The 25,933-nt window shown below is 73.1% G+C and carries 24 protein-coding genes and 1 tRNA gene; 10 read left to right on the plus strand and 15 right to left on the minus strand.

Annotation, left to right across the window (positions count from 1 at the left end; genetic code table 11):
- Window positions 1-7: 7 nt before the first annotated feature.
- Together orn and AB0L33_RS15725 are read left to right on the plus strand one after the other, a co-directional pair.
- Complete coding sequence (gene orn, locus AB0L33_RS15720) at window positions 8-610, plus strand: oligoribonuclease (protein ID WP_365681629.1); 603 nt, start codon at window positions 8-10, stop codon at window positions 608-610.
- A 114-nt stretch (window positions 611-724) separates the two neighbouring features.
- A tRNA-His gene (locus AB0L33_RS15725) sits at window positions 725-797 on the plus strand.
- Window positions 798-853: 56 nt separating this feature from the next.
- Here the strand turns inward: AB0L33_RS15725 and AB0L33_RS15730 are convergent.
- Window positions 854-1,678 carry an MBL fold metallo-hydrolase gene (locus AB0L33_RS15730; protein WP_365681631.1) on the minus strand — a complete coding sequence of 275 codons (825 nt, stop codon included), beginning with the start codon at window positions 1,676-1,678 and terminating at the stop codon, window positions 854-856.
- A gap of 107 nt (window positions 1,679-1,785) precedes the next feature.
- On the opposite strand from AB0L33_RS15730, the gene AB0L33_RS15735 reads away from it, so the two are divergent.
- Window positions 1,786-2,217 (plus strand): MarR family transcriptional regulator, encoded by a 432-nt coding sequence (locus tag AB0L33_RS15735; RefSeq protein ID WP_365681633.1) that lies wholly within the window; start codon window positions 1,786-1,788, stop codon window positions 2,215-2,217.
- Here AB0L33_RS15735 and AB0L33_RS15740 read toward each other — a convergent pair.
- From AB0L33_RS15740 to AB0L33_RS15775, 8 genes are all read right to left on the minus strand, one after another.
- On the minus strand, window positions 2,178-2,384 hold the full coding sequence (locus AB0L33_RS15740; RefSeq protein WP_365681635.1) for a DUF397 domain-containing protein: 207 nt from the start codon (window positions 2,382-2,384) through the stop codon (window positions 2,178-2,180). The genes AB0L33_RS15735 and AB0L33_RS15740 overlap by 40 nt on opposite strands.
- A gap of 23 nt (window positions 2,385-2,407) precedes the next feature.
- Window positions 2,408-2,986, minus strand: coding sequence for a hypothetical protein (locus AB0L33_RS15745; protein WP_365681637.1), 579 nt, complete (start codon window positions 2,984-2,986; stop codon window positions 2,408-2,410).
- A 56-nt stretch (window positions 2,987-3,042) separates the two neighbouring features.
- Window positions 3,043-4,074, minus strand: coding sequence for a LacI family DNA-binding transcriptional regulator (locus AB0L33_RS15750; RefSeq protein ID WP_365681639.1), 1,032 nt, complete (start codon window positions 4,072-4,074; stop codon window positions 3,043-3,045).
- Between the two features lie 224 nt (window positions 4,075-4,298).
- Entirely contained in the window at window positions 4,299-5,765 is a 1,467-nt protein-coding gene (locus AB0L33_RS15755) for a GH1 family beta-glucosidase (RefSeq protein WP_365681641.1), read from the minus strand.
- A gap of 121 nt (window positions 5,766-5,886) precedes the next feature.
- Entirely contained in the window at window positions 5,887-6,807 is a 921-nt protein-coding gene (locus tag AB0L33_RS15760) for a carbohydrate ABC transporter permease (protein WP_365681643.1), read from the minus strand.
- Window positions 6,808-6,823: 16 nt separating this feature from the next.
- Complete coding sequence (locus tag AB0L33_RS15765; RefSeq protein ID WP_365681645.1) at window positions 6,824-7,822, minus strand: sugar ABC transporter permease; 999 nt, start codon at window positions 7,820-7,822, stop codon at window positions 6,824-6,826.
- Window positions 7,823-7,982: 160 nt separating this feature from the next.
- Entirely contained in the window at window positions 7,983-9,308 is a 1,326-nt protein-coding gene (locus tag AB0L33_RS15770; protein WP_365681647.1) for an extracellular solute-binding protein, read from the minus strand.
- A 537-nt stretch (window positions 9,309-9,845) separates the two neighbouring features.
- Window positions 9,846-10,541 carry an FCD domain-containing protein gene (locus AB0L33_RS15775; protein ID WP_365681987.1) on the minus strand — a complete coding sequence of 232 codons (696 nt, stop codon included), beginning with the start codon at window positions 10,539-10,541 and terminating at the stop codon, window positions 9,846-9,848.
- A gap of 175 nt (window positions 10,542-10,716) precedes the next feature.
- Here AB0L33_RS15775 and AB0L33_RS15780 point away from each other — a divergent pair, with 175 nt between their 5' ends.
- Window positions 10,717-12,504 carry a 2-isopropylmalate synthase gene (locus AB0L33_RS15780; RefSeq protein ID WP_365681989.1) on the plus strand — a complete coding sequence of 596 codons (1,788 nt, stop codon included), beginning with the start codon at window positions 10,717-10,719 and terminating at the stop codon, window positions 12,502-12,504.
- Between the two features lie 134 nt (window positions 12,505-12,638).
- On the opposite strand, the gene AB0L33_RS15785 is transcribed toward AB0L33_RS15780, so the two are convergent.
- The 3 genes from AB0L33_RS15785 to AB0L33_RS15795 form a co-directional block, all read right to left on the minus strand.
- On the minus strand, window positions 12,639-14,114 hold the full coding sequence (locus AB0L33_RS15785; RefSeq protein WP_365681649.1) for a cellulose binding domain-containing protein: 1,476 nt from the start codon (window positions 14,112-14,114) through the stop codon (window positions 12,639-12,641).
- A 129-nt stretch (window positions 14,115-14,243) separates the two neighbouring features.
- Window positions 14,244-15,647: a HAMP domain-containing sensor histidine kinase gene (locus AB0L33_RS15790; protein WP_365681651.1), complete on the minus strand. Its 1,404-nt coding sequence runs from the start codon at window positions 15,645-15,647 to the stop codon at window positions 14,244-14,246.
- On the minus strand, window positions 15,644-16,348 hold the full coding sequence (locus tag AB0L33_RS15795) for a response regulator transcription factor (protein ID WP_365681653.1): 705 nt from the start codon (window positions 16,346-16,348) through the stop codon (window positions 15,644-15,646). The genes AB0L33_RS15790 and AB0L33_RS15795 overlap by 4 nt, the downstream gene beginning before the upstream one ends.
- A gap of 68 nt (window positions 16,349-16,416) precedes the next feature.
- Between AB0L33_RS15795 and AB0L33_RS15800 the strand changes: the two genes are divergently transcribed.
- A complete protein-coding gene (locus tag AB0L33_RS15800) occupies window positions 16,417-16,956 on the plus strand; it encodes a hypothetical protein (RefSeq protein WP_365681655.1) in 540 nt (179 codons plus the stop codon).
- A gap of 17 nt (window positions 16,957-16,973) precedes the next feature.
- On the opposite strand, the gene AB0L33_RS15805 is transcribed toward AB0L33_RS15800, so the two are convergent.
- Both AB0L33_RS15805 and AB0L33_RS15810 read right to left on the minus strand, forming a co-directional pair.
- A complete protein-coding gene (locus AB0L33_RS15805) occupies window positions 16,974-17,858 on the minus strand; it encodes a fused MFS/spermidine synthase (RefSeq protein ID WP_365681657.1) in 885 nt (294 codons plus the stop codon).
- 96 nt (window positions 17,859-17,954) lie between these two features.
- Window positions 17,955-18,332, minus strand: coding sequence for a hypothetical protein (locus AB0L33_RS15810; protein ID WP_365681991.1), 378 nt, complete (start codon window positions 18,330-18,332; stop codon window positions 17,955-17,957).
- 250 nt (window positions 18,333-18,582) lie between these two features.
- On the opposite strand from AB0L33_RS15810, the gene AB0L33_RS15815 reads away from it, so the two are divergent.
- Window positions 18,583-19,962 (plus strand): tetratricopeptide repeat protein, encoded by a 1,380-nt coding sequence (locus AB0L33_RS15815; RefSeq protein WP_365681659.1) that lies wholly within the window; start codon window positions 18,583-18,585, stop codon window positions 19,960-19,962.
- Window positions 19,963-19,987: 25 nt separating this feature from the next.
- On the opposite strand, the gene AB0L33_RS15820 is transcribed toward AB0L33_RS15815, so the two are convergent.
- A complete protein-coding gene (locus AB0L33_RS15820; RefSeq protein ID WP_365681661.1) occupies window positions 19,988-20,584 on the minus strand; it encodes a histidine phosphatase family protein in 597 nt (198 codons plus the stop codon).
- A 238-nt stretch (window positions 20,585-20,822) separates the two neighbouring features.
- Between AB0L33_RS15820 and AB0L33_RS15825 the strand changes: the two genes are divergently transcribed.
- Genes AB0L33_RS15825 through AB0L33_RS15840 form a run of 4 tightly spaced genes read left to right on the plus strand, consistent with a single transcriptional unit; the run spans window position 20,823 to window position 25,807 of the window.
- Window positions 20,823-21,794, plus strand: a complete 972-nt coding sequence (locus tag AB0L33_RS15825) for a phosphatase PAP2 family protein (protein ID WP_365681993.1) — start codon at window positions 20,823-20,825, stop codon at window positions 21,792-21,794.
- Window positions 21,775-22,866: a hypothetical protein gene (locus AB0L33_RS15830; RefSeq protein WP_365681995.1), complete on the plus strand. Its 1,092-nt coding sequence runs from the start codon at window positions 21,775-21,777 to the stop codon at window positions 22,864-22,866. The genes AB0L33_RS15825 and AB0L33_RS15830 overlap by 20 nt, the downstream gene beginning before the upstream one ends.
- Window positions 22,857-24,476, plus strand: a complete 1,620-nt coding sequence (locus tag AB0L33_RS15835; RefSeq protein ID WP_365681663.1) for a hypothetical protein — start codon at window positions 22,857-22,859, stop codon at window positions 24,474-24,476. Before AB0L33_RS15830 ends, AB0L33_RS15835 begins: the two co-directional genes overlap by 10 nt.
- Window positions 24,473-25,807, plus strand: coding sequence for an AAA domain-containing protein (locus AB0L33_RS15840; RefSeq protein ID WP_365681665.1), 1,335 nt, complete (start codon window positions 24,473-24,475; stop codon window positions 25,805-25,807). Before AB0L33_RS15835 ends, AB0L33_RS15840 begins: the two co-directional genes overlap by 4 nt.
- The last annotated feature ends 126 nt before the right edge of the window (window positions 25,808-25,933 follow it).

Here is a 25,933-nt window from a genome sequence, read left to right on the forward strand (position 1 = left end):
GGGGCCCATGAACGACCGCATGGTGTGGATCGACTGCGAGATGACCGGGCTCTCGTTGGCGGATGACGCGCTCATCGAGGTGGCCGCGCTGGTCACCGACTCTGAGCTGAACGTGCTCGGTGAAGGGGTGGACATCGTCATCCGCCCGCCGGACGCGGCGCTGGAGACCATGCCCGAGGTGGTGCGGCAGATGCACACCGCCTCGGGCCTCCTCGACGAGCTGGCCGGCGGCACGACGCTGGCCGACGCCGAGGAGCAGGTCCTCGCCTACGTCCGCGAGCACGTGAAGGAGCCCGGGAAGGCGCCCCTGTGCGGAAACTCGGTCGGCACCGACCGCGGCTTCCTGTCCCGGGACATGCCGCTCCTGGAGGGCTACCTCCACTACCGGATCGTGGACGTCTCCTCCATCAAGGAGCTGTCCCGCCGCTGGTACCCGAGGGCGTACTTCAACAGCCCGGAGAAGAACGGCAACCACCGGGCGCTCGCCGACATCCGCGACTCGATCACCGAGCTGCGGTACTACCGCGAGGCGGTCTTCGTCCCGCAGCCCGGCCCGGACTCCGAGCAGGCCAAGGCGGCGGCCGCGCGGGTCTCGCAGCCCCGCGCCTGAAGGCGCTGGTCACGGCCCTCCCGGGGGCCGTGACCACCCGCCGGGAAATGAGTGCGCGAGCACCCTCCCGGACCCTGTACACTTTTTCTCGGCCGGTCGGAAAGACCGGACGCGGTGGGTATAGCTCAGATGGTAGAGCACCTGGTTGTGGTCCAGGATGTCGCGGGTTCGAGTCCCGTTACTCACCCTGAAGGATCAGCCCCCGACCTGTCACAGGTCGGGGGCTGATGCGTTTCCCGGGCCTTACGCGGGCCTGTCGGCCGCCTCCAGGGGGCGCCAGGCCGGTCCGTCGCCGTCCAGGACGACCCGGCCGAAGACCGCGTCCGCGAAGTGGATGCCGAAGGCGAGCGTGCCGGGCTCCGCCAGCTCGGCGACGAGGCGGCGGCGGTGCTCGGCGGACCCGGCCGGGTCGTGGTCGTAGACACAGGACCACTCGGGCCGGTCCACCTGGACCGGCGAGTGCAGCGAGTCCCCGAAGGCGATCAGCCGCTTCCCGCCCCCGGTGATGACGTACTCCGTGTGGCCCGCGGTGTGTCCGGCGGTGACCCGCGCCCGGACGCCCGGGAAGACCTCCTCGCCGTCGGCCACCGTACGCACGTGGGGCGCGAGGGCGTCCAGCCCGTCGCCGGGCTCCCGGGCGGCCCATTCCGGCTCCGCCACCAGGTACGCGGCGCGGGAGAAGAGCCGTCCGTGGGTGGCCCAGCCCGTGTGGTCCGGGTGGAGGTGGCTGAAGGCGACGGCCTCGATGTCCTCCGGGGCCCGGCCGAGCGCGGCCAGGGCGGCGGGGAGGTCGCCGCCGCGCATGGCGCCGTTGGGGGTGGCCGGGTCCGCCGGGAGCGTGTGCGGACCGAAGCCCGCGTCGATCAGGAGGGCGCGGTCGCCGTGCTCCACCAGGAGGCCGCCGACGCTCGCGACCAGGTGCCCGGAGGCGTCCAGGTGCTCCGGATGGGCCGCCCAGAACGCGTCGGTGCTGTCCGGCAGCCAGGCGGTCGGGCGGCCCTGGATCACCCCGTCCGGCACGAAGGACACCGTGGTGTCGCCCAGACGCAGGGTGCTCGGGTCGGTCATGGCGTCGCTCCTCGTTCGTCGCTGTGGGACGAGGTCACCATAAGCATCCAACTAGAATCATTCAAGTTGTAATTATTCTTGCTTGATGGACTTGCTAGAGTGAGTCCATGACCACACCCCCCGAAGCGCAGGCCGCCGCCGAGCGGGAGCTGTGCGGGCTGGTGAACGGGCTGGCCGCCCGGATCGCCGATCACGTGCGCAAGCGCGCCGTCCCCCTCGGCCTCACCGCGCCCCAGGCGACGGCGCTGCGGGAGATGACCGGACCGATGACCATGCGCGAACTGGCCGAACGCATGAGCTGCGAGCCGTCCAACGCCACCTTCGTCGTCGACAAACTGGAGAAGCGGGGCCTGGTCGAACGCCGGCCCCACCCCACCGACCGGCGCGCCCGGCACCTCGTACTGACGCCCGAGGGCAACGGCCTGCGCGCACGGCTCCTGGAACTCCTCGCCGAGGACTCACCGCTGGCGGGGCTCGGCCCGGAAGGGCAGCGGGCCCTTCAGGAGCTGCTGGAGAAGACGACCGGCCGGCCGAGCTGACCGACGAACTCCGCCCACGCGCCCGGCTCGAAGGCGAGGGCGGGGCGGGACGGGGTCTTGGAGTCGCGCAGGCGGACCGCCGTCGCGGGTTCGGAGGGCAGTGCCACCTCGACGCAGTCGGGGCCCGCCGAGTCGCAGTAGCTGGACCTGGTCCAGTGCAGGGGCATGGTTCTCCTCCGGTCGTCCTGCCTCACGCGGCGCCGTAGCCGTCGGGCCGGTGGACCGGGAGCGCCGAGACCCCGAGCTCCCGGCGCATGGTCTGCCGGACCTCGTACAGGCCCTCCGATGCGCGCTCCAGCCGTTCCCTGATGTCCTCCAGGGACTCGTCGGCCGGCTCCCCCCGCTCGTGCCGGCCCAGCAGGGCGTGGATGCGGTGCAGTTGCTGCACGACGCCGCCCCCGACGGACAGCACGGGGTCGCTGATCACCATCTGGGCCTCGGCGTACACGTCGCGCAGGACCTGGCGGGGCTCCTCCCGCTCCTGGCTCCGTCCGGGGCGCGTCTCCCCCGCGGCGAGGGCGAAGTAGTCCTTCGACAGGACCGAGTGGAACTGCCGCAGGCGCTGGTTGAACACCGCGTAGGAGGCCCGCCGTACGGCCAGGGCCTCGCGGCGTTCGTCCGCCAGCAGCTCCTCCCGCCGCAGCCGCTCCGCGCGGTCGAGCTCCACCGTCTTGGCCCGCAGGGCGCCGCGGTGCGCCAGCACGCCGGACACGAGGGTGCCCGCCACCCCCACCACGGCCACGATCAGAGCGGTCAGAGAAGGGTCCACGCCTCAGAAGCTACTCGAAGTGCGCGCCGGGCGAACCCAGTTGCGGCAACCGGGCGTCACGACGAGTCGCGGACCACCAGCTCGGTCGGCAGCACGATCTGCGCCCGGTCCGCGTTCTCGCCGGCGATCATGTCGAGCAGCACCCGGGTCATCGTGCGGCCCATCTCCTCGATCGGCTGGCGCACGCTGGTGAGGGCCGGGTCCATGTGGCGGGCCACGGCCGAGTCGTCGAAGCCGATGAGGGCGACGTCGTCCGGGATGCGGCGGCCGGCCTCGCGCAGGACCTGGCGGGCACCGGCGGCCATCACGTCGGACGCGGCGAAGACCGCGTCCACGTCGGGGCGGCGGGCGAGCAGGTCGCGCATCGCCCGGGCGCCGCCCTCCTCGGAGAAGTCGGCGGGGGCGATCAGCCGCTCGTCGGGTTCCAGGCCCGCGTCGCGGACGGCCTGGCGGTAGCCGTCCAGGCGGCTCTGGGAGGCGTAGACGTCGAGTCGGCCGGTGATCGTGGCGATGGAACGGCGGCCGCGCGAGGCGAGGTGTTCCACGGCGCCGCGGGCGCCCTCGAAGTTGTCCGAGTCGACGGAGGACAGGGACTCGGCGGCGGATCTGCGGCCGTTCATCACGGCGGGCATGCCGAGCTGTTCCAGCAGGTCGGGCAGCGGGTCGTCGGCGTGCACGGAGACCAGCAGCACGCCGTCCACGCGGTGCGCGGTGAGGTACTGCGCGAGCCTGCGGCGCTCGCGGTCGCTGCCGACGAGGGTGAGCAGCAGTTGCATCTCCGTGTCGGCGAGGGCGGCGCCGACCCCGCGCACGATGTCGGAGAAGTACGGCTCCGCGAAGAAGCGGCTCTCCGACTCGGGCACGACGAGCGCGATGGCGTCCGTGCGGTTGCCGGCCAGCGCGCGGGCCGCGCGGTTGGGTACGTAACCCAGCTCGGCGACGGCGGCCTCGACCGCCTCCCTGGTGTGGGCGCTGACCCGGGGCGATCCGTTGATGACGCGCGAGGCCGTGCCCCGGCCGACCCCCGCCCGCGCCGCCACCTCTTCGAGCGTGGGCCGGCCCCCGCTCCGTACTCGCGCTGCCGTCATGGCTGCCTCCCGTTCGCGGTCAATTTCTCACAGTCGGATAACCAAACCAAGTCCTGGCGTTGGTTCCCTTGACACTCTGCGGGACCGGTCGGCCGCTCCCCCGCCCCCTGGAGTGGGAGCGCTCCCACTCTACGCGCGTGGTCAAGCGGAACGCACAGGCCGGGGGCGAATGGGCCGAGACCCGGCACCGTGTGCCGGGTCTCGGGGGTGGGTGGCGCGGCGGATCAGGCCAGGTCCTCCAGCGGCGGGAGGGCGTGGCGGCGGATCACGTCGGCGTACCAGTGGGCACTGTCCTTCGGGATGCGGCGCTGGGAGGCGTAGTCCACGTACACGGCACCGAACCGCTTCGAATAGCCGTACGCCCACTCGAAGTTGTCCATCAGCGACCAAAGGAAGTAGCCGCGCACGTCCGCGCCGTCGGCGACCGCACGCTGCACGGCGTCGAGGTGGCCGTGCAGGTAGGCGATGCGCTCGGGGTCCTGGACCCGGCCCTCGGGCGAGACGTAGTCGTCGAAGGCGGCGCCGTTCTCGGTGACCATGAGCGGGATGCCGGGGTGCTCGCGGGTGACGTCCATGAGCAGGTTGTAGAGCCCGTTGGGGTCGATCGACCAGTTCATCGCGGTGGTCGGCTTGCCGTCGGCGAGGTGGAAGGCGACGTGCTCGGAGCCGGGCCACGGGGAGTAGTCGCTCGCGCCGTGGCCGTCATTGCGGGTGTCACCGGCGCCCTCGGCGGGCGTGGAGACCAGGGTCGGCGTGTAGTAGTTGATGCCGAGGACGTCGACCGGGCGCGCGATGGCCTCCAGGTCTCCGTCCTGGACCAGCTTCGACCAGTCCACCACGTGCGCGGTGTCCGCGAGCAGGTCCTCCGGGTAGGCGCCGTGCAGCATCGGGCCGGTGAAGACCCGGTTGCCGACCGCGTCGATGCGGCGGGCGGCGTCCGCGTCCTCGGGGCTGGAGGTCAGCGGGCGGACCTGGTGGAGGTTGAGGGTGACCGAGGTCTGCGCGGTAGCGGGGAGTTGACCGCGCAGAACCTCGATCGCCCGGCCATGGGCGAGGTTGAGGTGGTGGGCCGCCCGCAGGGCGGAGGAGGCCTCGGTGCGGCCGGGGGCGTGCACCCCGGAGCCGTAGCCGAGGAAGGCCGAGCACCACGGCTCGTTGAAGGTGGTCCAGGTGGCGACGCGGTCGCCGAGCGCGCCGGCCATGATCGCGGTGTAGTCCGCGAACCGCTCGGCGGTGGCGCGCTCCGGCCAGCCGCCCGCGTCCTCCAGCTCCTGGGGCAGGTCCCAGTGGTAGAGGGTGGCGACGGGCTTGATGCCCGCCTCGAGGAGCTCGTCGACCAGCTTGCGGTAGAAGTCGAGCCCGCGCTCGACGGCCGGGCCGCGGCCGGTGGGCTGGACCCGGGACCAGGAGATGGAGAAGCGGTACGCCTTCAGCCCCAGCTGCTTCATCAGGGCCACGTCGTCGCGGTAGCGGTGGTAGTGGTCGGCGGCGATGTCGCCGGTGTCGCCGTTGCGGACCTTGCCGGGGGTGCGGCTGAAGGTGTCCCAGATGGAGGGCGTCCGCCCGTCCTCGGCGGCGGCACCCTCGACCTGGTAGGCGGCGGTGGCCGCTCCCCAGACGAAGCCCGTCGGAAAGGTGGTGGTGGTTTCGGGCACCGGCTTCGGGGCGATGTCAGGTCGTACAGCAGTCATGCGGGAGCGCTCCCAGGGGTGTGAAGGACGGGGCGTTGACGGGTGGGGCTGCGGGGCCCGTACGGTCCGCGGGGCGGGCGGGACCGTACGGCTCCGTGACACAGCAGCGGCGAGCGGGTGGTCAGCCCTTGACGGCGCCGGACATGATGCCGCCGACGATCTGCTTGCCGAAGATCACGAACACCACGAGCAGCGGCAGGGTGCTGATCAGCGCGCCGGCCATCACGATGCTGGTGTCGGGGGTGTACGAGGCACTGAGCTGGCCGAGGGCCACCTGAAGGGTGGGGTTCTCCTGGCTCAGGGCGAGGTAGGGCCAGAAGAAGTCGTTCCACGCCTGGACGAAGGTGAGCATGCCGAGCACCATCATCGCGGGGCGGGCCACCGGCAGCACCACGCTCAGCACGATGCGGAAGTTGTTCGCGCCGTCGATCTTGGCGGCCTCGATCAGCTCGTACGGCAGCGCCTCGCTCAGGTACTGGCGCATGAAGAACACACCGAAGGCGCTGACCAGGGTCGGGAAGATCACCGCTTCCAGGTCCCCGCCCCAGCCGATGTCGGACATCATCATGAACAGCGGGACGACGCTGAGCTGCGGCGGGATCGTCAGGGTCAGGATGACGCCGGTCATCAGGGCGTTCCGGCCGCGGAAGCGCATCTTGGCGAAGGCGTAGCCGGCCAGCGTGCAGAAGAAGAGCGTCGCCGCGGTGATGCAGGCGGACACGATGACGCTGTTGACGATCGCCTTGCCCAGGTGGGCCTGGGTCCACGCGGCGTCGAGGTTGTGGAAGAGGCGTCCGCCCGGCAGGAACGGCGGGGTGGTGGCCAGCACCTCGTCCTGGGTGTGGGACGCGGCCACGAGGGTCCAGTACAGCGGCAGCAGCGAGCCGATGCCGATCACGGCCAGGGCGATGTAGGCGAACGGGCCGCCCTTCAGCTGCTGCCCGGCACCGGGCCGGAAGCGGCTGCGCCCCTTCGGTGCGCGGTGGGCGGAACGCGCCGGGAGGCCTGGCTCCGAGACTTTGGTGGGGCTGGTGATGGTCATTGGAATTCGCTCCCGGTCAGACCGCGGATTTGCGTACGAAGCGGCCGATGAGCCAGTTGACCGCGGCGATGATCAGCAGGAGGGCGAGCATCGCCCAGGCCACTGCGGCGGCCGGACCGAGGTGCCCCAGGTTCCAGCCGTAGTTGTAGAGGTAGACGCTGAGGGTCTCGTACTGATTCTCGTTGCCGCCGGTCTGGCCGAGGGTGCCGCCTTCGAGCAGCAGGGGCTCACCGAACAGCTGCATCGATCCGATGGTCGAGATGACGATCGTGAAGAGGATCGTGGGGCGGAGCGACGGGATGGTCACCTTGCGGAACTGCTGCCAGCGCGAGGCGCCGTCGAGCGAGGCCGCCTCGTACAGGTCGGACGGCACGGCCTGCATCGCGGCCAGGTAGATCAGGGCGTTGTAGCCGGTCCAGCGCCAGATCACGATGACCGAGATGGCGATCTTGGACGTCCAGTGGCCGTTGGCCCAGTTGGTGTCGCCGAGGCCGACGAAGTGCAGCACCCAGTTGAGCAGACCGCCGTCGGCCCGGAAGACCAGGGCGAAGACGAGGGCGGCGGAGGCCACGGAGGTGGCGTACGGGGTGAGGATGACCGTGCGCCAGAAGGTGCTGGCCCGCAGCTTGTAGTTGAGCAGGTGGGCCAGGCCGAGCGCGACGAGCAGCTGCGGGACGACCGAGATGACACCGATCAGGAAGGTGTTGCTGACGGCCGTCCAGAACTCGGAGTCGTGCAGGATCTTGTCGAAGTTGTCCCAGCCGACCCACTCCATCTGGTCCATGCCGGTCATCTCGACCCGGTGCAGGGCGATCCAGCCGGTGTAGAGCAGCGGGTAGAGCCCGAAGGCGCCGAAGACGAGGAAGAACGGGGCTATGTAGGCGTACGGAGACGCCTTGTCGTCGAACCGCCAGAGCCGGCTGCGCCAGTTCTGCCGGCGGGCGTTCACCGGTTTGTGCTGGGAGCCGCGGGGTGGCGGCGCGTATGCGTCCCGGGTGGGAGTCGAGGTGGCCACGAGCGGGAGTCCTTCCCTGGATTGCTTGAGTTACCCGGGTACGGGGATGGCTGGGCCGTTTACGCCGCACCCCTCAGGAACACGCGGGTGCGGGCGGCCCGGGGAGGGCCGCCCGCGCCGGGCGCGACCGGCGGTCAGGCCGGACGCGCCCTGGCGAACGTCAGCCGATGACCTTGTCGATGGCCTTGGTCGCGGCCTCCCACGCGGCGTCGGGCTTGGTGCCGCGCTGCTCCATGTTGTTGATCTGGGTGGAGATGGTGTCCTTGATGGCGGCGTCCTTCGGGCCGAGGATCGTCTCGGGGATGGACTTGGCCTCATCGGCGTAGATCTGGCCGATCGGGGCGTCGTTGAAGTACGGCAGGGTGGCGTTCTTCACGTCCGGCAGCTCGTAGGCGCCCGTGTTGGACGGGAAGGAGCCGATCGCCTTGAAGACGGCGGCCTGCTGCTCGGGGGCGGTCAGCCACTTGACGAGCTTGGTGGCCTCGTCGACGTGCTTGCCGGACTTCGGGACGCCGAGGAAGGAACCGCCCCAGTTGGCCGCGGTCGCGCCGGGGGCGGTGGTGATGTCCCACTTGCCCTTGTTCGCCTCACCGGCGTTCACGGAGATCTGGCCGGCCATCCAGGCGGGGCAGGCGACGGTGGCCATGGTGCCCTTGCGGAGCGCGGCCGCCCACGGGTCGCTGAACTGCGCGAGGCCCTGGGTCAGCTTCTTCTCCGCGGCCTCGGCGGCCAGGTTCCAGCCCTGCTGGACGCTGGGGCTCTCCTTGTAGATCGCCTTGCCGCTCTCGTCGTAGTACTGCTTCGCGTTGGAGCTGACGACGGCGTTGTACATGGCGCTGGCGGAGTCCATGAAGTACGTGCCCGCGGGCGCCTTCTTCTTGTACTCCTCACCGAGCTTGAGGTAGTCCTCCCAGCCGCCGGAGATCTTGGCCGCGACCTCCTTGCGGTCGGTCGGCAGACCGGCCTTCTTGAACAGCTCGGTGTTGTAGCAGAGCGACATCGGGCCGATGTCGGTACCCGCGCCGATCACCTTGCCGTCGGCCGTGGTCGCCTGCTTCTCCTTCCACGACACGAATTCCTTGACGTCGATGACCTTGCTCAGGTCGACGAACTGGTCCGCCTTGGTGTCGACGAGCTCCTTGATGCGGCCGACCTCGAGACCCTGGACGTCGGCGAGACCGCTGCCCGCGTTCAGCTGCTGGAGCAGCTTGGGGTAGTAGACCTTCTCATCGGCGGTGGTGTCTTCCTTCACCGTGATGTTCGGGTGCAGCTCGTGGTACTTGGCGAAGAGACCGGCTTCCTTGTAACCGAACTGGCCGTAGTCGGCGACGGTCAGCGTGATCTTCCCGTTCGCGTCGGAGGACTCGTTCGAGTCGGAGTCGTCGCTGCTGCAGCCGGTCAGCAACAGCGCCGAAGCGGTCAGGCCCGTGGTGGCCAGGACCGCGACTCTGCGGCTCCGGCCGGCGACGGTGCGGGTGATACGCATTCCACTACTCCTTGTTCCAGGGTGGGACTGGCTCACTGCGTGGCATACGCGCTGGTGAGTGCGGGTGCCGGATGGGTTTGGGGGGAGTACACGGGCAGTGCCGTTCACGCGAGAAATCCTCGTGTGATGTGGGAGCGCTCCCATGCGTCGATGTCGGAAGATTGCTGCCTTCGGGGGGTGGGTGTCAAGAGTTGAAGACGCTTCCGTTGCGCGAGCGTGTCCTGCAAGTCACGAGACCGTGTCCGGCCGAGGGCTTGCCAAAGCGGTGCGCCGCGCTGCGGCGCGCGGCGGGATTTCGAATTCCCGCAGGTGAGGGGAGGGTTGACAGTGGATCATGGTTGAGCCATCAGCAAAAACCGGCTGCGGGGCCGGTTTTCCGGAACGCCCCGGAAACAGCCCGCCGGAGCCCGGGGGGCCTCGCCGGGAAGTGAACGGGGTACGGCACGGAGGGGGCGCGGATCCGGACCCGCGCGTTCTTTGCCCGAAGCCGGGGTCCGGATGGTGGCGGCGACGGGGTGCGGGGCGGGGGCCCCGGCGTCACTCCCCGCGCAGCCGGGACAGCGTGGCTTCCAGTTCCTCCTGGGCCGCCCGGGCGGCCCGTTCCGGGTCGCCCGCGACGATGGCCGTGACGAGGGCGCGGTGGCCCTCGTGGCCGTGCCGGGGGTCCTGGCGGCGCAGGCCCAGGAGGTCCACGAGGTCGATGAGCCCCTGGCGGAGGGCCGGGACGAACTCGGCGAACAGGTCGGTGAGGACCGGGTTGTGCGCGGCGGCCACGACCGCCCGGTGCACGGCGATGTCCGCGTCCACGAAGTCCGCGTCGTCGACGCCCGCGCCCGCCTCCAGCCGGGCGGTGAGCGCCGCGTCGAGGGCGGTCAGGTCCTCGTCGGTGCGGCGGCGGGCGGCGAGGCGGGCGGCCTGGACCTCGATGAGCATGCGGACCTCGTAGACGTCGGTGACCGACGCCCTGCGCAGCCGTACCGGCCAGTCCTCCGTGACGTGGTCCGCGACGACGAAGACTCCGGCGCCCTGGCGGGACCGGAGCAGGCCGAGGGTCGCGAGCGTGCGGACGGCCTCGCGGACCGTGGAGCGGCCCACGCCCAGCTCGCGGGCGAGGGTCGTCTCGCCCGGGAGCCTGGTGCCGACCGGCCAGTGCCCCTCGGTGATCCGCGTGCGCAGATGACTGGTCGCCTGTTCCACGAGAGGGCTGGGGCGGAGGGGGCCGGACGGGGGCACGTCATTCACCTGTCAGGTTGTCTGAGGGGTTGCGTTCTGGTTACTGTACCGCCCATGACGTACCGCGGTCTCCTCCTTCTCGGCTGCCGCGGCGGGGCCTGAAGCGATCGGCACCCCGCCGCGGGGTGCCGTGCTGTGCCGGTCGCATCCGGCGATGCGAGAAGAGACACCGTTCATGCCCGAGTCCATGTCCGCGGCCACGTCCGACGCCCGGTCCCCGATGCACAGCTTCCCCACCATCTGCACGCCGCGCGGCCCGGTCCCCCAGGCGGCGCCCCGCTGGAACCCGCAACGGTCCAGTTCGATGCCCTCGCACCGCTACCGCTCGGCGTTCGACCGGGTCGCGGTCCCGCTGACCGGGCGGAGCTGGCCGCAGGCCCGTATCGAACGCGCCCCGCTGTGGGTGCCGGTCGACCTGCGGGACGGCAACCAGGCCCTGGCGGAGCCGATGGACACCCCGCGCAAGCGGCGGATGTTCGACCTGCTGGTCGCGATGGGCTTCAAGGAGATCGAGGTCGGCTACCCGTCCGCGAGCCGCACCGACTTCGACTTCGTACGCCACCTGGCGACGAGCGGGGCCGTGCCCGACGACGTCACCGTGGTCGTCTTCACCCCCGCCAGGGCCGACCTGATCGACCGCACCTTCGAGTCCGTGGCGGGCCTGGACCGCGCCGTCGTCCACCTCTACATCGCCACCGCCCCCGTCTGGCGCGAGGTGGTCCTGGGCCGCGACCGGGCCGGGGTGCACGGCGTGGTGCTGGACGCGGCCCGGCAGATGGACCGGCTGGCCCGGGCCAGGCCCGGCGCGGACATCCGGTTCCAGTTCTCGCCCGAGGTCTTCAACCTGACCGAGCCGGACTACGTCCTGGAGATCTGCGACAGCCTCACCGAGCTGTGGGACGCCTCGCCGGACCGGCCGGTCGTCCACAACCTGCCGGCCACCGTGGAGATCGCCACGCCCAACGTCTACGCGGACCAGATCGAGTACATGCACCGCCATCTGGCCCGGCGGGACTCGGTGATCCTGTCCGTGCACCCGCACAACGACCGGGGCACGGGCGTGGCCTGCGCGGAGCTGGCGGTGCTGGCGGGCGCCCAGCGGGTGGAGGGTTGCCTCTTCGGCAACGGGGAGCGCACCGGCAACGTCGACCTGGTCAACCTGGCGCTCAACCTGCACGCGCAGGGCGTCGACCCGATGATCGACTTCTCGGACATCGACGAGATCCGCCGCACCGTCGAGCACTGCAACCGGCTGCCGGTGCCGCCGCGCCATCCGTACGGCGGGGACCTGGTGTACACCGCGTTCTCCGGCACCCACCAGGACGCCATCAGCAAGGGCTTCGCCCGCCGGGCGGACGGCGCTTCGGAGCTGTGGGAGGTGCCGTACCTGCCGATCGACCCGGCCGACGTGGGGCGTACGTACGAGGCGGTCATCCGGGTCAACTCGCAGTCCGGCAAGGGCGGCATCGCGCATCTGCTGCGCACCGGCCACGGCGTGGACCTGCCGGCCGGGATGCGGGCGGAGTTCTCCCGCACGGTCCAGGAGGCGACCGACGACAGCGGTGCGGAGGCCACCGGGAAGGACCTGTGGAACCTCTTCGAGGCGGCGTACCTGGTCCCCGGGCGGGACGGCGGAATCGCCCTCACCTCCTGGTCGGCACAGACCGGCCCGGCCGGTGAGCACCGCATCGTCTGCACCCTGCGGGTGGACGAGCGGGAGGGCGATTACGAGGGGACGGGCAGCGGCCCGGTCACGGCGTTCGCGGACGCGCTGGCGGCGGCCGGGGTGGAGGCGGCCGTCCTCGAACTGCCGGAGCAGCGCCCCGACGGGACCGGGACGACGACCGCGTACGCGCGCTGCCGGGTGGGCGGCCGGGAGCGCTGGGGCGCGGGGCGGGACGCCTCGGGCGTGGCCGCGTCCGTGGCGGCGGTGCTCTCGGCGGTGAACCGGGCGCGCGGGTAGGGGTGCGCCCCCGGCCGGGAGGAAGGGGGGGTGCTCGACCCGGCCGGGGGACGGTGGGGCGCGCACCCCGGCCGGGGGTGGGGGGAAGGGGGGCCGGGCCGGGGTGCGCGGAGGGGGTGTGGTCCTACGGGGTCCTACTTGTACGCGCCGAACGCCTTGGTGAAGGCGAGGGGTTCCTGGGCGATCGAGCTGCACGAGGCGTCCGCGGTGGGCTTGGCGCCGCCCGCGCACTCCTTGTCCCGGGTGCCCGACCACATCGCGAGCCAGGCGAGGCCCTTCTCCTTCGCGAACGCGACGAGCTGGGTGGCGTCCTCGACCTTGAAGACCTCGGTGCTGACGTCGTTGACGCCGATCATCGGGGTGACGGCGACGGCCTTCCACGCCTCGGCGTCGGAGAGCCCGAGCACGCCCTTGATCTGGGCCTGCGTGGCGGTGGCGGCCTGGACGGCGTAGGTGCCCATGTCGCCGCTGTAGGAGGCGCCGTAGTCCATCGCCATGATGTTGACGGCGCCGATGTCCACCCCGTTCTTCTTCGCGTCCGCGATCAGGTCGACGCCGGGCTGGGTCAGGCCCTCGGGCATCACCGGGAGCGTGAAGGACACGTCCAGGCCGGGGTGCGTCTTCTGGAGCTGCGCGATGGCCTGCGAGCGGCGGGTGTTGGCGGCGGTGTCGGGGAGCGCGCCGCCCTCGACGTCGAAGTCGACCTTGGTCAGCTTGTACGTGTCGACCACCTTGCCGTACGCGGCGGCGAGGTCGGCGGCCGACGAACAGCGCAGGGCGAGCTCCGATCCGGCGGCCCCGCCGAAGGAGACCCGGACGTCGCCGCCGGCCGCGCGCAGGGCGCCGATCTGCGAGGCGACGTGGTCGTCAGCGAGACCGGTGACGCCGCCCCAGAGCGGGGCGCAACTGCCGCCGGAGGTGATGAAGGCGAGGTTGAACTGCTTGACGCCGGTCTTGTTCGCGGTGTCGACCAGGTCGTACGCGGGGTAGAGCGAGGTGTCCACGTACGGGGCGAATCGGGCGCCGCTCGCGGTGCCACCGCCGTCGTCGGTCTTCGTGGGGGTGGGGGTCGGCGTCGGGGTCGCCGTTTCGGTGGGCTTCCCGGTGGGGGTGGCCGTGGGGGACGGGGGCGCGGACTCGGTGGGGCGGCCGCTGGGTTCGGGGGTTGCGCCGGGGTCGACGGAGCAGGTGGCGCCGTCGATCAGGCAGCCGGTGGGGTCGGCCGCGGTGCCGTCGGAGGCGGCGACGAAGCCGATCGTGACGGACTGCCCGGCGGCCAGTTGCTTGTTCCAGCTCGCGGGGCGGACGGTGACGTGGCTGCCGCTGACGGTGTGCTCACCGTTCCACAGCGAGCTGAGCTTCGTGCCCGCCGGGAGGTCGAACTCCAGCGTCCAGCCGGTCTTCGCGGAGCCGGTGTCGTTGGTGACGACGTACTGCCCGGTGTAGCCGCCGGTCCAGCCGCTGGTACGGGTGTACGCGGCGCCGACCGCCGAGGCCTGCGCCGTCCCGGTGAGGGCGAACACCGTCCCGCCGATCACGGCGGCGGCGACGACCGAACCGATCACCTTGGTCCTGGTGCCCATCGTGCGCCGGTGCGTACTCGTGCCCATCGCGTTCCTGCCTCGTCGTACGGGAGTGGGGGATGCGGGAGCACGCTAGCGGCTGCGGAACGGGCAAATGGGGCGAGCCGGGCCGAGGCCGAGGTTCTTAGGACTGCCTTAAGGAGCGCATCGGCCGCGCTAAAGGTTCGGACGGGACGCGCCCCTGAGGCGCCGCCGCCGGCGCCCCACCCGGTGGCCGCGCCCGCCGTCCCGCGGGCGCTGCCCGTCCAGCCCGATCCAGACCCGGACCTCCGTGCCGCCCAGCACCGAGCGGCCGATGCGCACGTCGCCGCCGGTGGACTCGGCGACCCGGCGCACGATGTCGAGCCCGAGCCCGGTCGACCCCACCGCGTCCCGGGCCCCGCCGCGCGCCAGGGCCGCCTTCGGGTCGGCGATCCCGCCCCCGGCGTCCGAGACCAGCACGATCACCGCGTCACCGCTGTGGTGCACGTCGACCGCGAAGGCGGTGCCCTCCGGGGTGTGCCGGAAGACGTTGCCGAGCAACGCGTCGAGCGCGGCGGCCAGTTCGGGCCGGGCGACCGGGATGCGCACCGCACGGTCCACCCCGGCGAGGCGGACCTCACGGCCCTCGTCCTCGGCCAGCGCGGACCAGAAGGCCATCCGCTCGCGGATCACCTCGGAGGCGTCGCAGCCGGCGCCGGGGCCGCCCGGCTGGGTCTGGGGGCGCTGCTCGCGGGCGGTCCGGATGATCGTGTCGACCTCGCGTTCCAGCTGTTCGACGGCCGCCCGGGTCTGCTCGGCCGCGGGCCCCTCGCCGAGCGACGCCGCGTTCAGCCGGAGGACGGTGAGCGGGGTGCGCAGCCGGTGCGAGAGGTCGGCGGCCAGTTCGCGTTCGTTGGCGAGGAGCTGGACGACCTGGTCGGCCATGGAGTTGAACGCGACTGCGGCGGACCGCAGTTCGTCCGGCCCTTCCTCGGGGACGCGGGTGCCGAGCCGCCCCTCCCCCAGGTCGTGGGCGGCGCCCGCGAGGCGGCGGGCGGGCCCGACCATGCGGATGCCGAGGCGGTCGGCCACGGCGACCGAGCCGACGACGAGCGCGACGCCGACGGCGGCCAGCATCAGCCAGGCGGTGGTGACCCCGTGGGACACGGCTGCCTCGGGGACGAACACCTCGACCACCGCGACGTCCTTGGGCCCCACCGCGGTCGGCTGGAGCAGCACGGAGCCGCCGGTGACCCCGGTGATCGCGGCGCGCCCCGAGACGCGCACGGTCTCCAGCTCCTCGCGGGTGGCGCGGCCCCTGCCGATGTCGACCGCGATGCCGTCGGGCTCGCCGGAGGCCGGGATGTGGACGGCCATCCGTCCGGCGGCGCCCGGTTCGGTGGTGAGGACGGCCTTTTCGAGCTGGGTCCGGTCCGTGGTGATGGACAGCGTCGGGCCGATCGTCGCGGCCTGCCGTTCGGCGTCGGAGAACGCGCGGTCGCGGGCCATCTCCTTGACGACGAGCCCCAGGGGCACGGCGAAGGCGATGACGACCATGGCGGTGACGGCCAGGCAGACCTTGACCAGCGCCCATCTCATGCCGGCTGCTCCGGCGCCGGGGGCTGGAGCTTCACGCCGACGCCGCGCAGGGTGTGCAGATAGCGCGGCCGGGCCGCCGTCTCGCCCAGCTTGCGGCGCAGCCAGGAGAGGTGGACGTCGATGGTCTGGTCGTCGCCGTAGGACTGCTGCCAGACCTCGGCGAGGAGTTCCCGGCGGGGGACGACGACGCCGGGGCGCCCGGCCAGGAAGGCCAGCAGGTCGAACTCGCGGCGGGTGAGGTCGAGCGCGGTGCCGTCGAGTTCCGCCTGCCGGCGCAGGGGGTCGACGCAGAGCCCGCCGACCTGGATGACGCGCGGGGACGGCGCCTCGCCCCCGACGGCCCGGGCCCGGCGGAGCACGGCAGCCATCCGGGCCGACAGGTGCTCCACGGAGAACGGCTTGGTGAGGTAGTCGTCGGCGCCGTCGTTGAGGAGCCGGACGATCTCGCTCTCGTCGTCCCGGGCGGTCGCGATGATGACGGGCACGTCGGTGATGCCGCGCAGCATCTTCAGGGCCTCGGAACCGTCGAGATCGGGCAGCCCGAGATCGAGAATGACCACGTCGAACCGGAAATGGGCGACTTCACGCAACGCTTCGAGCGCGGTGCCGACGCTCCGTACGGTGTGACCGGCCTCCGTCAGGTGTCGGATGAGGGCGGAACGTACAAACTGGTCGTCCTCGACCACGAGCACACTGGGCATGGGCGGCACCGTACGCCATCCCCTCTGCCCGGGTGTCATGTCCACCAGTTTCGTGGTGCAGGATGTTGATGATGCAACGAGCTCTGGTACACGCGCTGGCGTGGTCGCTCGCCACCGGCGCGGCGGTCACGGTTTCGTGGTGGGGTGTGCGCTCCGTGCTCGCGGGCACGGTGTACGACCCGCCCCGCGCGGTGCCGGTCGCGGCGCCGACCACCGAGAGCCTGACGTCATCGACGCACCGCCCGGCCCCCCCGGCCTCGCCGTCGCCCAGGCCCCGGACCACAGCTCCCAAGCCGCCCGCCCCCTCTTCCCGCAAGCCGTCCCCGTCCCGCACCCCGGAGCCCAACACCCCGCGCCCGGCGTCCGGGACGACCGCCGCGGCCGGGAAGGCGCGGAGTTACGCGACCGACGGCGGCCGGGTCGTCTTCGAGTTCGGGGCCGACGCGGCGGAGCTGGTGTCGGCGACCCCGGAACCGGGCTGGTCGATGCGGGTGTGGTCCAACACGAAGTGGATACGGGTCGACTTCGCCCGGGACGACGGCACGACGGTCTCCGTCTTCTGCACCTGGAACGATCACGCGCCGCAGGTGGACATCGTCAACTCGTAGCCCGTACGGGAGGGAAGTCAGCGGAACGCGTCCGGGGGCGGCGGCGGTGACGGACGGGCGTCCGCGTCGCGCACCGGGGCCGCACCACCGGTGAAGTCGGCGAGGGCGCGGCCGTGTTCGACGCGTCCGGGGTGCGGGTCCGTCGCGACGCGGCGGGTCAACTGAGCGATCTCCGGCGGCGTGTCGGAGGCGAGCAGCACGGCGTTGCCGAAGCGGCGGCCCCGCCACACCGTGGGGTCGGCGGCGAGCGCGAGTTCGGGGAAGACCGTGGCGGCGGTGGCGATCTGGCCCCGGAGGTGGGCCAGCGGCGGCCCGTCCGCGAGGTTGGCGACGTAACTCCCGCCGGGCTTCAGGACGCGGCGCACCTCGGCCAGGAACTCGGTGCTGGTCAGGTGCGCCGGGGTGCGGGCGCCGCTGAACACGTCTGCGATGACGAGGTCGGCCCAGCCGTCCTGGATCTTCCCGAGCCCCGCGCGGGCATCGGTGGACCTGACCCGGATTCTGGCCTGCGGGTCCAGCGGCAGTTCGCGGCGGACCAGTTGCACGAGCGCCGCGTCGACCTCGATGACCTGCTGGGTGGACCGGGGCCGGGTGGCCGCGATGTACCGGGCGAGCGTGAAGGCCCCGCCGCCGAGGTGCACCACGTGGAGCGGCTGCCCGGCGGGCGCGACGAGGTCCGCGATGTGGCCGATGCGGCGCTGGTACTCGAAGGAGAGGTACGTGGGGTCGTCCAGGTCGACGTGCGACTGCGGGGCCCCGTCGATCGTCAGCGTCCAGGCACGGCGGCGCTCCCGGTCGGGCACGAGTTCGGCGAGACCGCCGTCCACGGGCTCCGAGACGTTGCTCTCCGGGGCGCCGCGGCCCGCGCGCCCCTTGCCGCCGGCCGCTCCTCGACGTGCCACTGCTTCTCGCCCCTGCCCACTGCTCACCGTGTCCGGGACGGGCCGATCCGCGCGGCCCGCCGTCCGGCCATTATCGGTGCGCCGCGGGCGGACGGCTCAGCGGCAGTTGTCGGCGGCCTCGATCAGTCGGGCCGCCTGGTCGAGCGCGACGCGCAGCACGGCGGGGTCGGTGACCGGGGTGTCCGCGGCGGGCGGCAGCAGCCAGCCGCTGCCGGAGACCGGCGGCTCGGCGGGGATGCGCAGCCCCCGGCCGTCGGTCCGCGTACAGGCGCTGCCCGGTACGTCCCAGCCCTGCGCGGTGCCCGGCGGCACCAGGAACCCGAGGGTGTCGCAGGCGCCGTCGTGGATGACCGGGCCCACGACATCCTGCGCCGTGCCCCGGCGCAGGATGTCCACGGCCTCGAGCCCCTGCCGTGCGGGCACGGTCACCAGATCGCAGGGCTCGTCGGCGGACGCCGCACCGCCCGTCGCCATGTCGATGTGCAACAAGGGACCTCTCCTCTCATCGCCGGAGCCGCGTTCCGTCTCCACAGGGACCAACGCCCCGACCGCGTCAAGGGCTACGGTGCGACACCGCCGCAAAGGGTGGCAGTTCATGGCGGATCGCGGCCGAGATGCCCGGTTCATCCGGAAACGCTGCGTGTGCGCACTGTCACAGCGGGTACGTTCTTGCTCCGCCGGGACACCGGAAACGTCGCCCGGCTCGCACCGAGAGGGCCATGCCATGGTGTCGACACGGGCAGTTCCCAACCTCGCCTTCCGGCGGCTGCGCGGCCCGCGCTCCGCCGGGGAGTTCGCTGCCGCGGTACGCAGGTCCGCTCGCGAGATCGGCGAGCAGGTCGCGTGCGACGCCCGGTACATCGGACGCGTGGAGTCCGGCGAGATCCGCTGCCCCAACTACGCGTACGAGCGGGTCTTCCTGCACATGTTCCCCGGGACGACCCTGGAGGACCTGGGCTTCTCGCCCCGCGCTTCGGTACGCGGGCGGGCGGCCAGGTCCGCGGCGGGCGCCCCGCCCCCGACTGCCCCGCCGCCGGAGCCCGGCGGCGACGACGAGGAGAGCGACGTGCTGCGTCGCGTGTTCATGACGAGCGGCACCACCGCGGTGGCGGCCGTCTCCCTGGGACTGGGCCTCGGCGGCCCGGCCGCCGCCCTGCCCCTGCAACGCCGGGTCGGCGACACGGAGGTGAGCGCCGTCGAGCGGGCGGTGCGGCAGATCCGGGTGCTGGACGACCGGCACGGCGGCGACTGGCTCTACCGGCGCGCCTCGCAGCCCCTGCGGGCGGCGTACGCGCTGCTCGACGCGGGGACCGTGAACCGGCGCTCCACGGCGGACCGGCTGCACTCCGGCGCCGGTGAGCTGGCCATCTCCGTGGGCTGGCTGGCCCACGACTCGGGCCGCTTCGAGGACGCCCGCTCGCACTACGCGGAGGCGCTGGCCACCGCGCGGGTCGCCGGTGATCCGGCGCTGGAGGCGCACGCGTTCTGCAACGTGTCCTTCCTGGCCCGCGACACCGGGCGGCCGCGTGAGGCGGTGCGCGCGGCGGAGGCCGGTCAGCGGGCCGCCGAGCCGCTGGGCTCGCCCCGGCTGCGGGCGCTGCTCGCGCTGCGGGAGGCGGGGGGCCGGGCGGGGCTCGGGGACCGGACGGGCTGCGAGCGGGCGCTCGGCCGGGCGCACTCCGCGTTCTCGCGGGGGCCTTCGGGGGCGGACCCGGAGTGGATGAGCTTCTTCCGCGAGGCGGAGCTGGAGATGCTGGAGGCCCAGTGCTGGGCCGCGCTCGGGGAGTGGGCGCGCGCCGCGCGCCACGCGGACCGGGCGGTCCGCCTCCAGGACCCCCACTTCACCCGCAACCTCGCGCTGTACCGCGCGGAGCTCACCTGGGACCTGGCGCGCGGGGGCCGCCCCGAGGAGGCGGCCTCGGCCGGCCACGCGGTCCTGGACCTCCTGGACGAGGTCCAGTCCTCCCGCGTCCGCGCGATACTGCACGACACGGTGCGGGCCCTGGGGCCCCGGACGGCGGCGACTTCCGCGGTACGCGACTTCCTGGACCGCGTCGAAGGCGTGCCCGCCTCCCCGGCCCACCCCAGCCCGTCCGGCGCTTGAGGACGGGCTGGGTTTCACGCGTTGCTCACCGCTCAAGGTGCCCCGTGTCGTTCCATTTCTGGATCGCCGGGGCGCCGTACGCCCAGCCCAGGACCGACAGCGACGTCGGGGCCAGCCAGATGCGGGCGCCGAAGGCGATGTCCTCGCCCAGCCAGCGCGCGCCGAGCGCCCGGAGGATGTGGCCGTGGGCGAAGACCAGGACGTCCCGGTCGGCGGACCGCGCCCACTCCACGATCTCGTCGGCGCGGGCCGACACCTCGGCGGTGCCCTCCCCCTCCGGCACCCCGTCGCGCCAGATGAACCAGTCCGGGCGGCCCGTCTTGATCTCGGCCGGGGTCATCCCCTCGTAGGCGCCGTAGTCCCACTCCATCAGCGCGTCCCACCGCTCCGCGCGGTCGCCGAAGCCGGCGAGCTCGCAGGTCTCGGCGGCCCGGACGAGCGGGCTGGTGCGGACCTCGAGGTCGTGGAGGTCCGTCCACGGCGCCCGGTGCAGCCGCTCGCCGAGCAGCTTGGCCCCCTCCCGTCCGGCGTCGAGCAGCGGAATGTCCGTCCTGCCGGTGTGCCTGCCGTTGAGGGACCATTCCGTCTGCCCGTGCCGGGCGAGCAGGATGCGCGGTGCCATAAAAGGGTTCTCCCTGAAAAAGCTGGGACCTGGGATGCGGAATCTGAGACCTTGTTCCCATCATCCCGTATCTGCCCGTGAGGCAACCGGGCGGGCCGCGACGGCGTCCCACTGACCACAGACGAATCAGAGCAGCTGAGGGGTGCCGACCACACCCCCGGGGGACACGCGCCCGACGCGCACCGTACGGTTGAACGCCCGCAGTCGGCCGCATGAACACGTGATGGAGAAGTTCCGGATGCCGCACGCCACCACCGCGCACGCTCCGCGCCACCGGCCCCGCTGGTGGACCGAGCTGCCGCTCCTGGCCCTGGTGTACGCGGCGTACTCCGGGGGCCGCCTCCTCGCACGCGGCGACGTGTCCACGGCCGTCGACCACGGCCTGAGCATCCTGCGCCTGGAGAAGGCGCTGTTCCTGAACGCGGAGCACCCGCTCAACCGCCTCTTCACGGCGCACCCCTCCATAGGCATACCGTCCGACTTCGCGTACGCCTCCCTGCACTACGTGGTCACCCCGGCCGTTCTGATCTGGATGTTCCGCCGCCACTCGGCCGCGTACCGCAGGGCCCGCACCTGGCTGATGACCTCCACGATGCTCGGCCTGATCGGCTTCACGCTGATGCCGACGTGCCCGCCGAGGCTGCTCGACGCGAAGCACGGGTTCGTGGACACCATGGCGCAGTACAGCTCGTACGGCTGGTGGGGCACGGAGGCGAGCGCCCCGCGCGGCATGGGCGGGATGACCAACCAGTACGCGGCGATGCCCAGCCTGCACGTGGGGTGGGCGCTGTGGTGCGGCATCCTGCTGTGGCGCCACGCCAAGCACCCCGCGCTGCGCGCCGCGGGCATCGCGTACCCGCTGATCACCACGTTCGTCGTGATGGGCACCGCCAACCACTATCTGCTCGACGCGGTCGCCGGGTGCGCCGTGATGGGCGTCGGGGCCCTCCTCGCCCGGCCCGTGATGCGCCTCGCCGACCGGGTCAAGGCCGCGGTCCTGCCCCGCTTCTCGCGGGCTTCCGCCGCGACGGAGTCCCCGGATGTCAGTGCCGGGTGCGAGACTTCGGCGGGTGAGCGAATCCCCGGCCAGCGGACCTCCTCCGCAGAACCATCCGACGCGGCAGCAGCGGCCGGTCCGCCTGCCCGGGCCGACGGCGCCGACCGGTCGGGACGCACCCCCGACGGGGACCCTGCGGCAGCGACTCGCTGAGCTGAGAGGCCCGGCGGTCGCCCCGCGCCCGCTGGACGCCCGCGCGCTCGCCGCCCTCGCCGCCAACCCGGGCTGCAAGCGCCGCGCCCTGCTGGACGGGGCCGGGGTCGACAAGGGCGCGCTCGCCTCGGCGCTGGGCTCACCGGCCCCGTTCGGCCAGTCCCAGTTCGCCTTCATGCGGGGCAACGCCTTCGAGGCCCGGGTCAAGGCCGACGGCGGTACGGAGCTGATGCGCCTGCTGCACGAACGGCTGGGCGGCTCCGGTGAACCGCCGCGCGCGGTGGCGACGCCCGACCTGGCCGCCGCCGGGCCCGAGGGTCGCGCGGCCAGGACCGCGCTGGCGCTGCGGGAGGCGACGGAGGCCGGCGGCTGGGCGCTGCTCGACCACCCGATGCTGGCCCTGGAGGTGGCGGGCTCCCCCGCCTATCTGGAGCCGGACGCGGTCGTGGTGCATCCGGACGGCACGTGGACGGTGGTCGAGATCAAGTCGTTCCCCATGATCGACGGCTCGGCGGACGCCGCGAAGGTGGGCGCGGCGGCCCGCCAGTCCGCGGTGTACGTGCTGGCCCTCGAACGGGTCGCGGAGGTCACGGACGGGGCGCGGGTGGGACACCGGGTGCTCCTGGTGTGCCCGAAGGACTTCTCGAACCTGCCGGCCGCCTCCGTCGTGGACGTACGCAAGCAGCGCGCCGTCACCCGCCGCCAGCTGACCCGGCTCACCCGCATCGAGGAGATCGCGGCCGCCCTCCCCGAGGGCGCCTGCTTCGACCCGGCGCGCTCCCCCGAGGACCTGGAGTCGGCGGTCGAATCGGTCGCCGCGGCCTACGCCCCGGAGTGCCTGTCCGCCTGCGAGCTGGCCTTCCACTGCCGGGCCAGGGCCCGGTCCGAGGGTGCCGTGGAGGCGCTGGGGCGCGGAGTGCGGGGCGAGCTGGGCGGCCTGACGACGGTCGCCGGGGTGCTGGCCGCCGCCGCGGGCAAGGAGGGCGATCCGGCCGATCCTGCGGTGGCCGCCCTGCGCCGCGCGGCGGCGTTGCGCGCCGAGGCGCTGGAGGGGCGGGCCGCATGTCGCTGATCAACACGCTGGCCCGGCTGGAGGCCGTGGAGAGCGGGCGGGCCCGGCCGACGGCCACCGTGCGCCACCGCCGCCTGAGCGACCGGCCGCTGGTCCTGGTCCCGCTCACCACGGCGGGCGAGGCGGGCGCCCCGCTCGGCGCGCTCGTCGGCACGGACCGGGAGGCGCCCCGGCTGCTGGCCGTCGCCCAGCCGCGCGACCGGGACCTGCGGTTCGCGTTCCTCGCCGAGTTGGCCGAGGCGGTCCTGCCGCACATCGAGGCGTACGCGGACGTCATCGAGCCCGCCGAGCGCAACGAGACCGATCCGGCGACCGGAAAGCGGGTCAAGGTCGAGACGGAGCTGTGCGTGGACGCAGCTCAGATCGTCGTCCCGAGCCGGCCGGGCATCGAGTTCGTCCGGCTGCTCGGCCGCTCGATGCGCTTCCGGCGCACCGCCGAGGACGACCCGGACACGCCGTATCCGGCCCCGGCCCGCGTCCCGCTGCTCGGCCGCTGGCTGACGCATTACGGGGAGCGGGCCCGGGTCCCCGGCTCGTCCCTGCTGCTGGCCTGCACCGATCTCCTGAACCGGCACTGGGCGACCGGCCAGTCGAATCTGGAGGACCAGCATCTGGGGGCCCTGCTCGCCTGGATCGACCCGCCGGCCGGCGAGTCCGGTGCGGAGGCGGCGCTCCGGGCGGAGCTGGCCCGGGACGCTGCGGGGCAGCTGCTGTGCCCGCCGGCCGGCCCGGCCACCGACCCGGACTTCGACAACCGGCTGCTGGCCCCGGCGATCGAGAAGTACGACCGGGCGCGCGCCTCGTTCGCGGCGGCCGAGGACGGGCTCGCCGCCGATGCCCGGCTGGCCGAGCTGTCCGGGGCCGAGCGCGAGATCAGGGCGCTGCTGGCCGGGGTGCTGCTGCCGACGTGGGACGCGGTGTGGCGGGGCCTCGACCTGCTGCGGGAGCTGCCCGAGGGGTCCAGGACCGAGGACCGCTGGACCCGGGACCGCTGGTCGTTCACCGCCCATCGCGACCGGGTGCGCTCCGGTGAGCCGCCCCAGCCGCGCCGGGACGACGCGGTGACGGCCGCCCGCAAGCTGGCCGCCCGGGAGACGGCCCAGGCGCAGCTGGAGGCGCAGGAGGCGCTGGACGACCCGCTCGTCCTGGCGGGCCGCCGGCTCGCCGGGGAGGCGTTCGTCGCCGAGGTGTGCGCGGTGGAGATGGCGTACAGCGAGTCCAAGCGGCCCTCGCCGCGCCCGCTGGTCACGGTCCGCACCGAGGAGCGGCCGCAGCTGGGCGCGGGGGTGAAGGTCTACCGCTCGCTGGACGGCAAGCCGCAGACCGCCGAGTTCGTGGCGTACGCCCCGGCGGACGGGACGGACGGCGAGGACGGCGCGCTGTCGCTGGTGCTGCGGATCACGGACCGGATGGGGCGCGGCAAGGAGCCGGCGCCCGGTTCGGTCCCGGAGCCGGGCGACCGGATCGCCTGGACCCTGTTCGAGCACGACCAGCGCGGCGGGCCGCAGCTGCCGGACGCGGAGGAGACCCCGTGGACCCACGGCGGTCCGCCCGGCGGCCTGGAAGCGGCCGAGCTGCCCGATCCCGTGACCCCGGAGGACCTGCTGTGACGGCCGTTTTCGACCCGGGCGCGGCGGCGGGCCTGGCCACCGCGAAGATCCTGGACGACACGCTGAACGGCACGGCCCGGGGAGTCGTGGTGGACTCCCCGCCGGGCGCCGGCAAGTCGACGCTGGTGGTGCGCGCGGCGCTGGAGCTGGCCGCGGCGGGCCGCCCGCTGATGGTGGTCGCCCAGACGAACGCGCAGGTGGACGATCTGGTGGTGCGGCTCGCGGAGAAGGACCCGGAGCTCCCGGTGGGCCGGCTGCACAGCAGCGACTCCGATCCGTACGACAAGGTGCTCGACGGCCTGGCGAACGTGCGGAAGTCGGCGAAGGCGGCGGATCTGGCCGGGCTCGACGTGGTCATCTCGACGGCGGCGAAGTGGGCCCATGTGAAGAACGTGGAGCCGTGGGGGCACGCGATCGTGGACGAGGCGTACCAGATGCGCTCGGACGCGCTGCTCGCCGTGGCCGGGCTCTTCGAGCGGGCGCTGTTCGTGGGCGATCCGGGGCAGCTGGACCCGTTCTCGATCGTCGGCGCGGACCAGTGGGCCGGGCTGAGCTACGACCCGTCGGCCAGCGCGGTGAGCACGCTGCTCGCGCACAACCCGGAGCTCCCGCAGCACCGGCTGCCCGTCTCCTGGCGGCTTCCGGCGTCGGCGGCGCCCCTGGTGTCGGACGCGTTCTACCCGTACACCCCGTTCCGCAGCGGTACGGACCACGGGGACCGGCGGCTGTCCTTCGGGGTGGCGTCGGACGGGTCGGCGGCGGACCGGGTGCTGGACGAGGCGGCGGAGTCGGGCTGGGGGCTCCTCGAACTCCCGGCCCGGCGCACCCCGCGCACGGACCCGGAGGCGGTGCGGGCGGTCGCCCAGGTGGTGCGCCGGCTGCTGGACCGGGGCGGTGCTGCCACCAGCGAGCGGTCGCCGGACCCGGCCCCGGTGACGGCGGACCGGGTGGCGGTCGGCACGGCGCACCGCGACCAGGCGGCGGCGGTGCGCGCGGCCCTCGCGGAGCTGGGCGTGACCGGGGTGGCGGTGGACACGGCGAACCGGCTCCAGGGGCGCGAGTTCGACGTGACGGTGGTGCTGCACCCGCTGTCGGGGCGGCCGGACGCCACCGCGTTCCACCTGGAGACGGGCCGCCTGTGCGTCCTGGCGTCCCGGCACCGGCACGCGTGCGTCGTGGTCTGCCGGGAGGGCGTCGCGGACCTGCTGGACGAACATCCCTCGACGGAGCCGGTCCAGCTGGGCGTCACGGTGAAGTTCCCGGACGGCTGGGAGGCGAACCACGCGGTGCTGGCGCATCTGGCGGAACACCGGGTGCGCTGGAGTTGTTGAGTGCGCGGGGGCACGGCCGGGCCGGCGCACGCCCCGCGCCGCAGGCTTCTGCGCCCTTGCGGCGGACGGGACAATGAGGGGTGCCGTCGGGCTGTCCGAAGACGGCGGTTCGGCGACATGCCCCGG

This window comes from Streptomyces sp. NPDC052299 (genome assembly GCF_040679335.1).
Taxonomy (GTDB): domain Bacteria; phylum Actinomycetota; class Actinomycetes; order Streptomycetales; family Streptomycetaceae; genus Streptomyces.

Coding starts and splice junctions, on each gene's coding strand:
- orn (WP_365681629.1), top strand. CDS start 8: ATGAACGACCGCATGGTGTGGATCGACTGCGAGATGACCGGGCTCTCG.
- AB0L33_RS15730 (WP_365681631.1), bottom strand. CDS start 1,678: ATGACCGACCCGAGCACCCTGCGTCTGGGCGACACCACGGTGTCCTTC.
- AB0L33_RS15735 (WP_365681633.1), top strand. CDS start 1,786: ATGACCACACCCCCCGAAGCGCAGGCCGCCGCCGAGCGGGAGCTGTGC.
- AB0L33_RS15740 (WP_365681635.1), bottom strand. CDS start 2,384: ATGCCCCTGCACTGGACCAGGTCCAGCTACTGCGACTCGGCGGGCCCC.
- AB0L33_RS15750 (WP_365681639.1), bottom strand. CDS start 4,074: ATGACGGCAGCGCGAGTACGGAGCGGGGGCCGGCCCACGCTCGAAGAG.
- AB0L33_RS15755 (WP_365681641.1), bottom strand. CDS start 5,765: ATGACTGCTGTACGACCTGACATCGCCCCGAAGCCGGTGCCCGAAACC.
- AB0L33_RS15760 (WP_365681643.1), bottom strand. CDS start 6,807: ATGACCATCACCAGCCCCACCAAAGTCTCGGAGCCAGGCCTCCCGGCG.
- AB0L33_RS15770 (WP_365681647.1), bottom strand. CDS start 9,308: ATGCGTATCACCCGCACCGTCGCCGGCCGGAGCCGCAGAGTCGCGGTC.
- AB0L33_RS15780 (WP_365681989.1), top strand. CDS start 10,717: ATGCCCGAGTCCATGTCCGCGGCCACGTCCGACGCCCGGTCCCCGATG.
- AB0L33_RS15785 (WP_365681649.1), bottom strand. CDS start 14,114: ATGGGCACGAGTACGCACCGGCGCACGATGGGCACCAGGACCAAGGTG.
- AB0L33_RS15790 (WP_365681651.1), bottom strand. CDS start 15,647: ATGAGATGGGCGCTGGTCAAGGTCTGCCTGGCCGTCACCGCCATGGTC.
- AB0L33_RS15795 (WP_365681653.1), bottom strand. CDS start 16,348: ATGCCCAGTGTGCTCGTGGTCGAGGACGACCAGTTTGTACGTTCCGCC.
- AB0L33_RS15800 (WP_365681655.1), top strand. CDS start 16,417: ATGATGCAACGAGCTCTGGTACACGCGCTGGCGTGGTCGCTCGCCACC.
- AB0L33_RS15810 (WP_365681991.1), bottom strand. CDS start 18,332: ATGGCGACGGGCGGTGCGGCGTCCGCCGACGAGCCCTGCGATCTGGTG.
- AB0L33_RS15815 (WP_365681659.1), top strand. CDS start 18,583: ATGGTGTCGACACGGGCAGTTCCCAACCTCGCCTTCCGGCGGCTGCGC.
- AB0L33_RS15820 (WP_365681661.1), bottom strand. CDS start 20,584: ATGGCACCGCGCATCCTGCTCGCCCGGCACGGGCAGACGGAATGGTCC.
- AB0L33_RS15825 (WP_365681993.1), top strand. CDS start 20,823: ATGCCGCACGCCACCACCGCGCACGCTCCGCGCCACCGGCCCCGCTGG.
- AB0L33_RS15835 (WP_365681663.1), top strand. CDS start 22,857: ATGTCGCTGATCAACACGCTGGCCCGGCTGGAGGCCGTGGAGAGCGGG.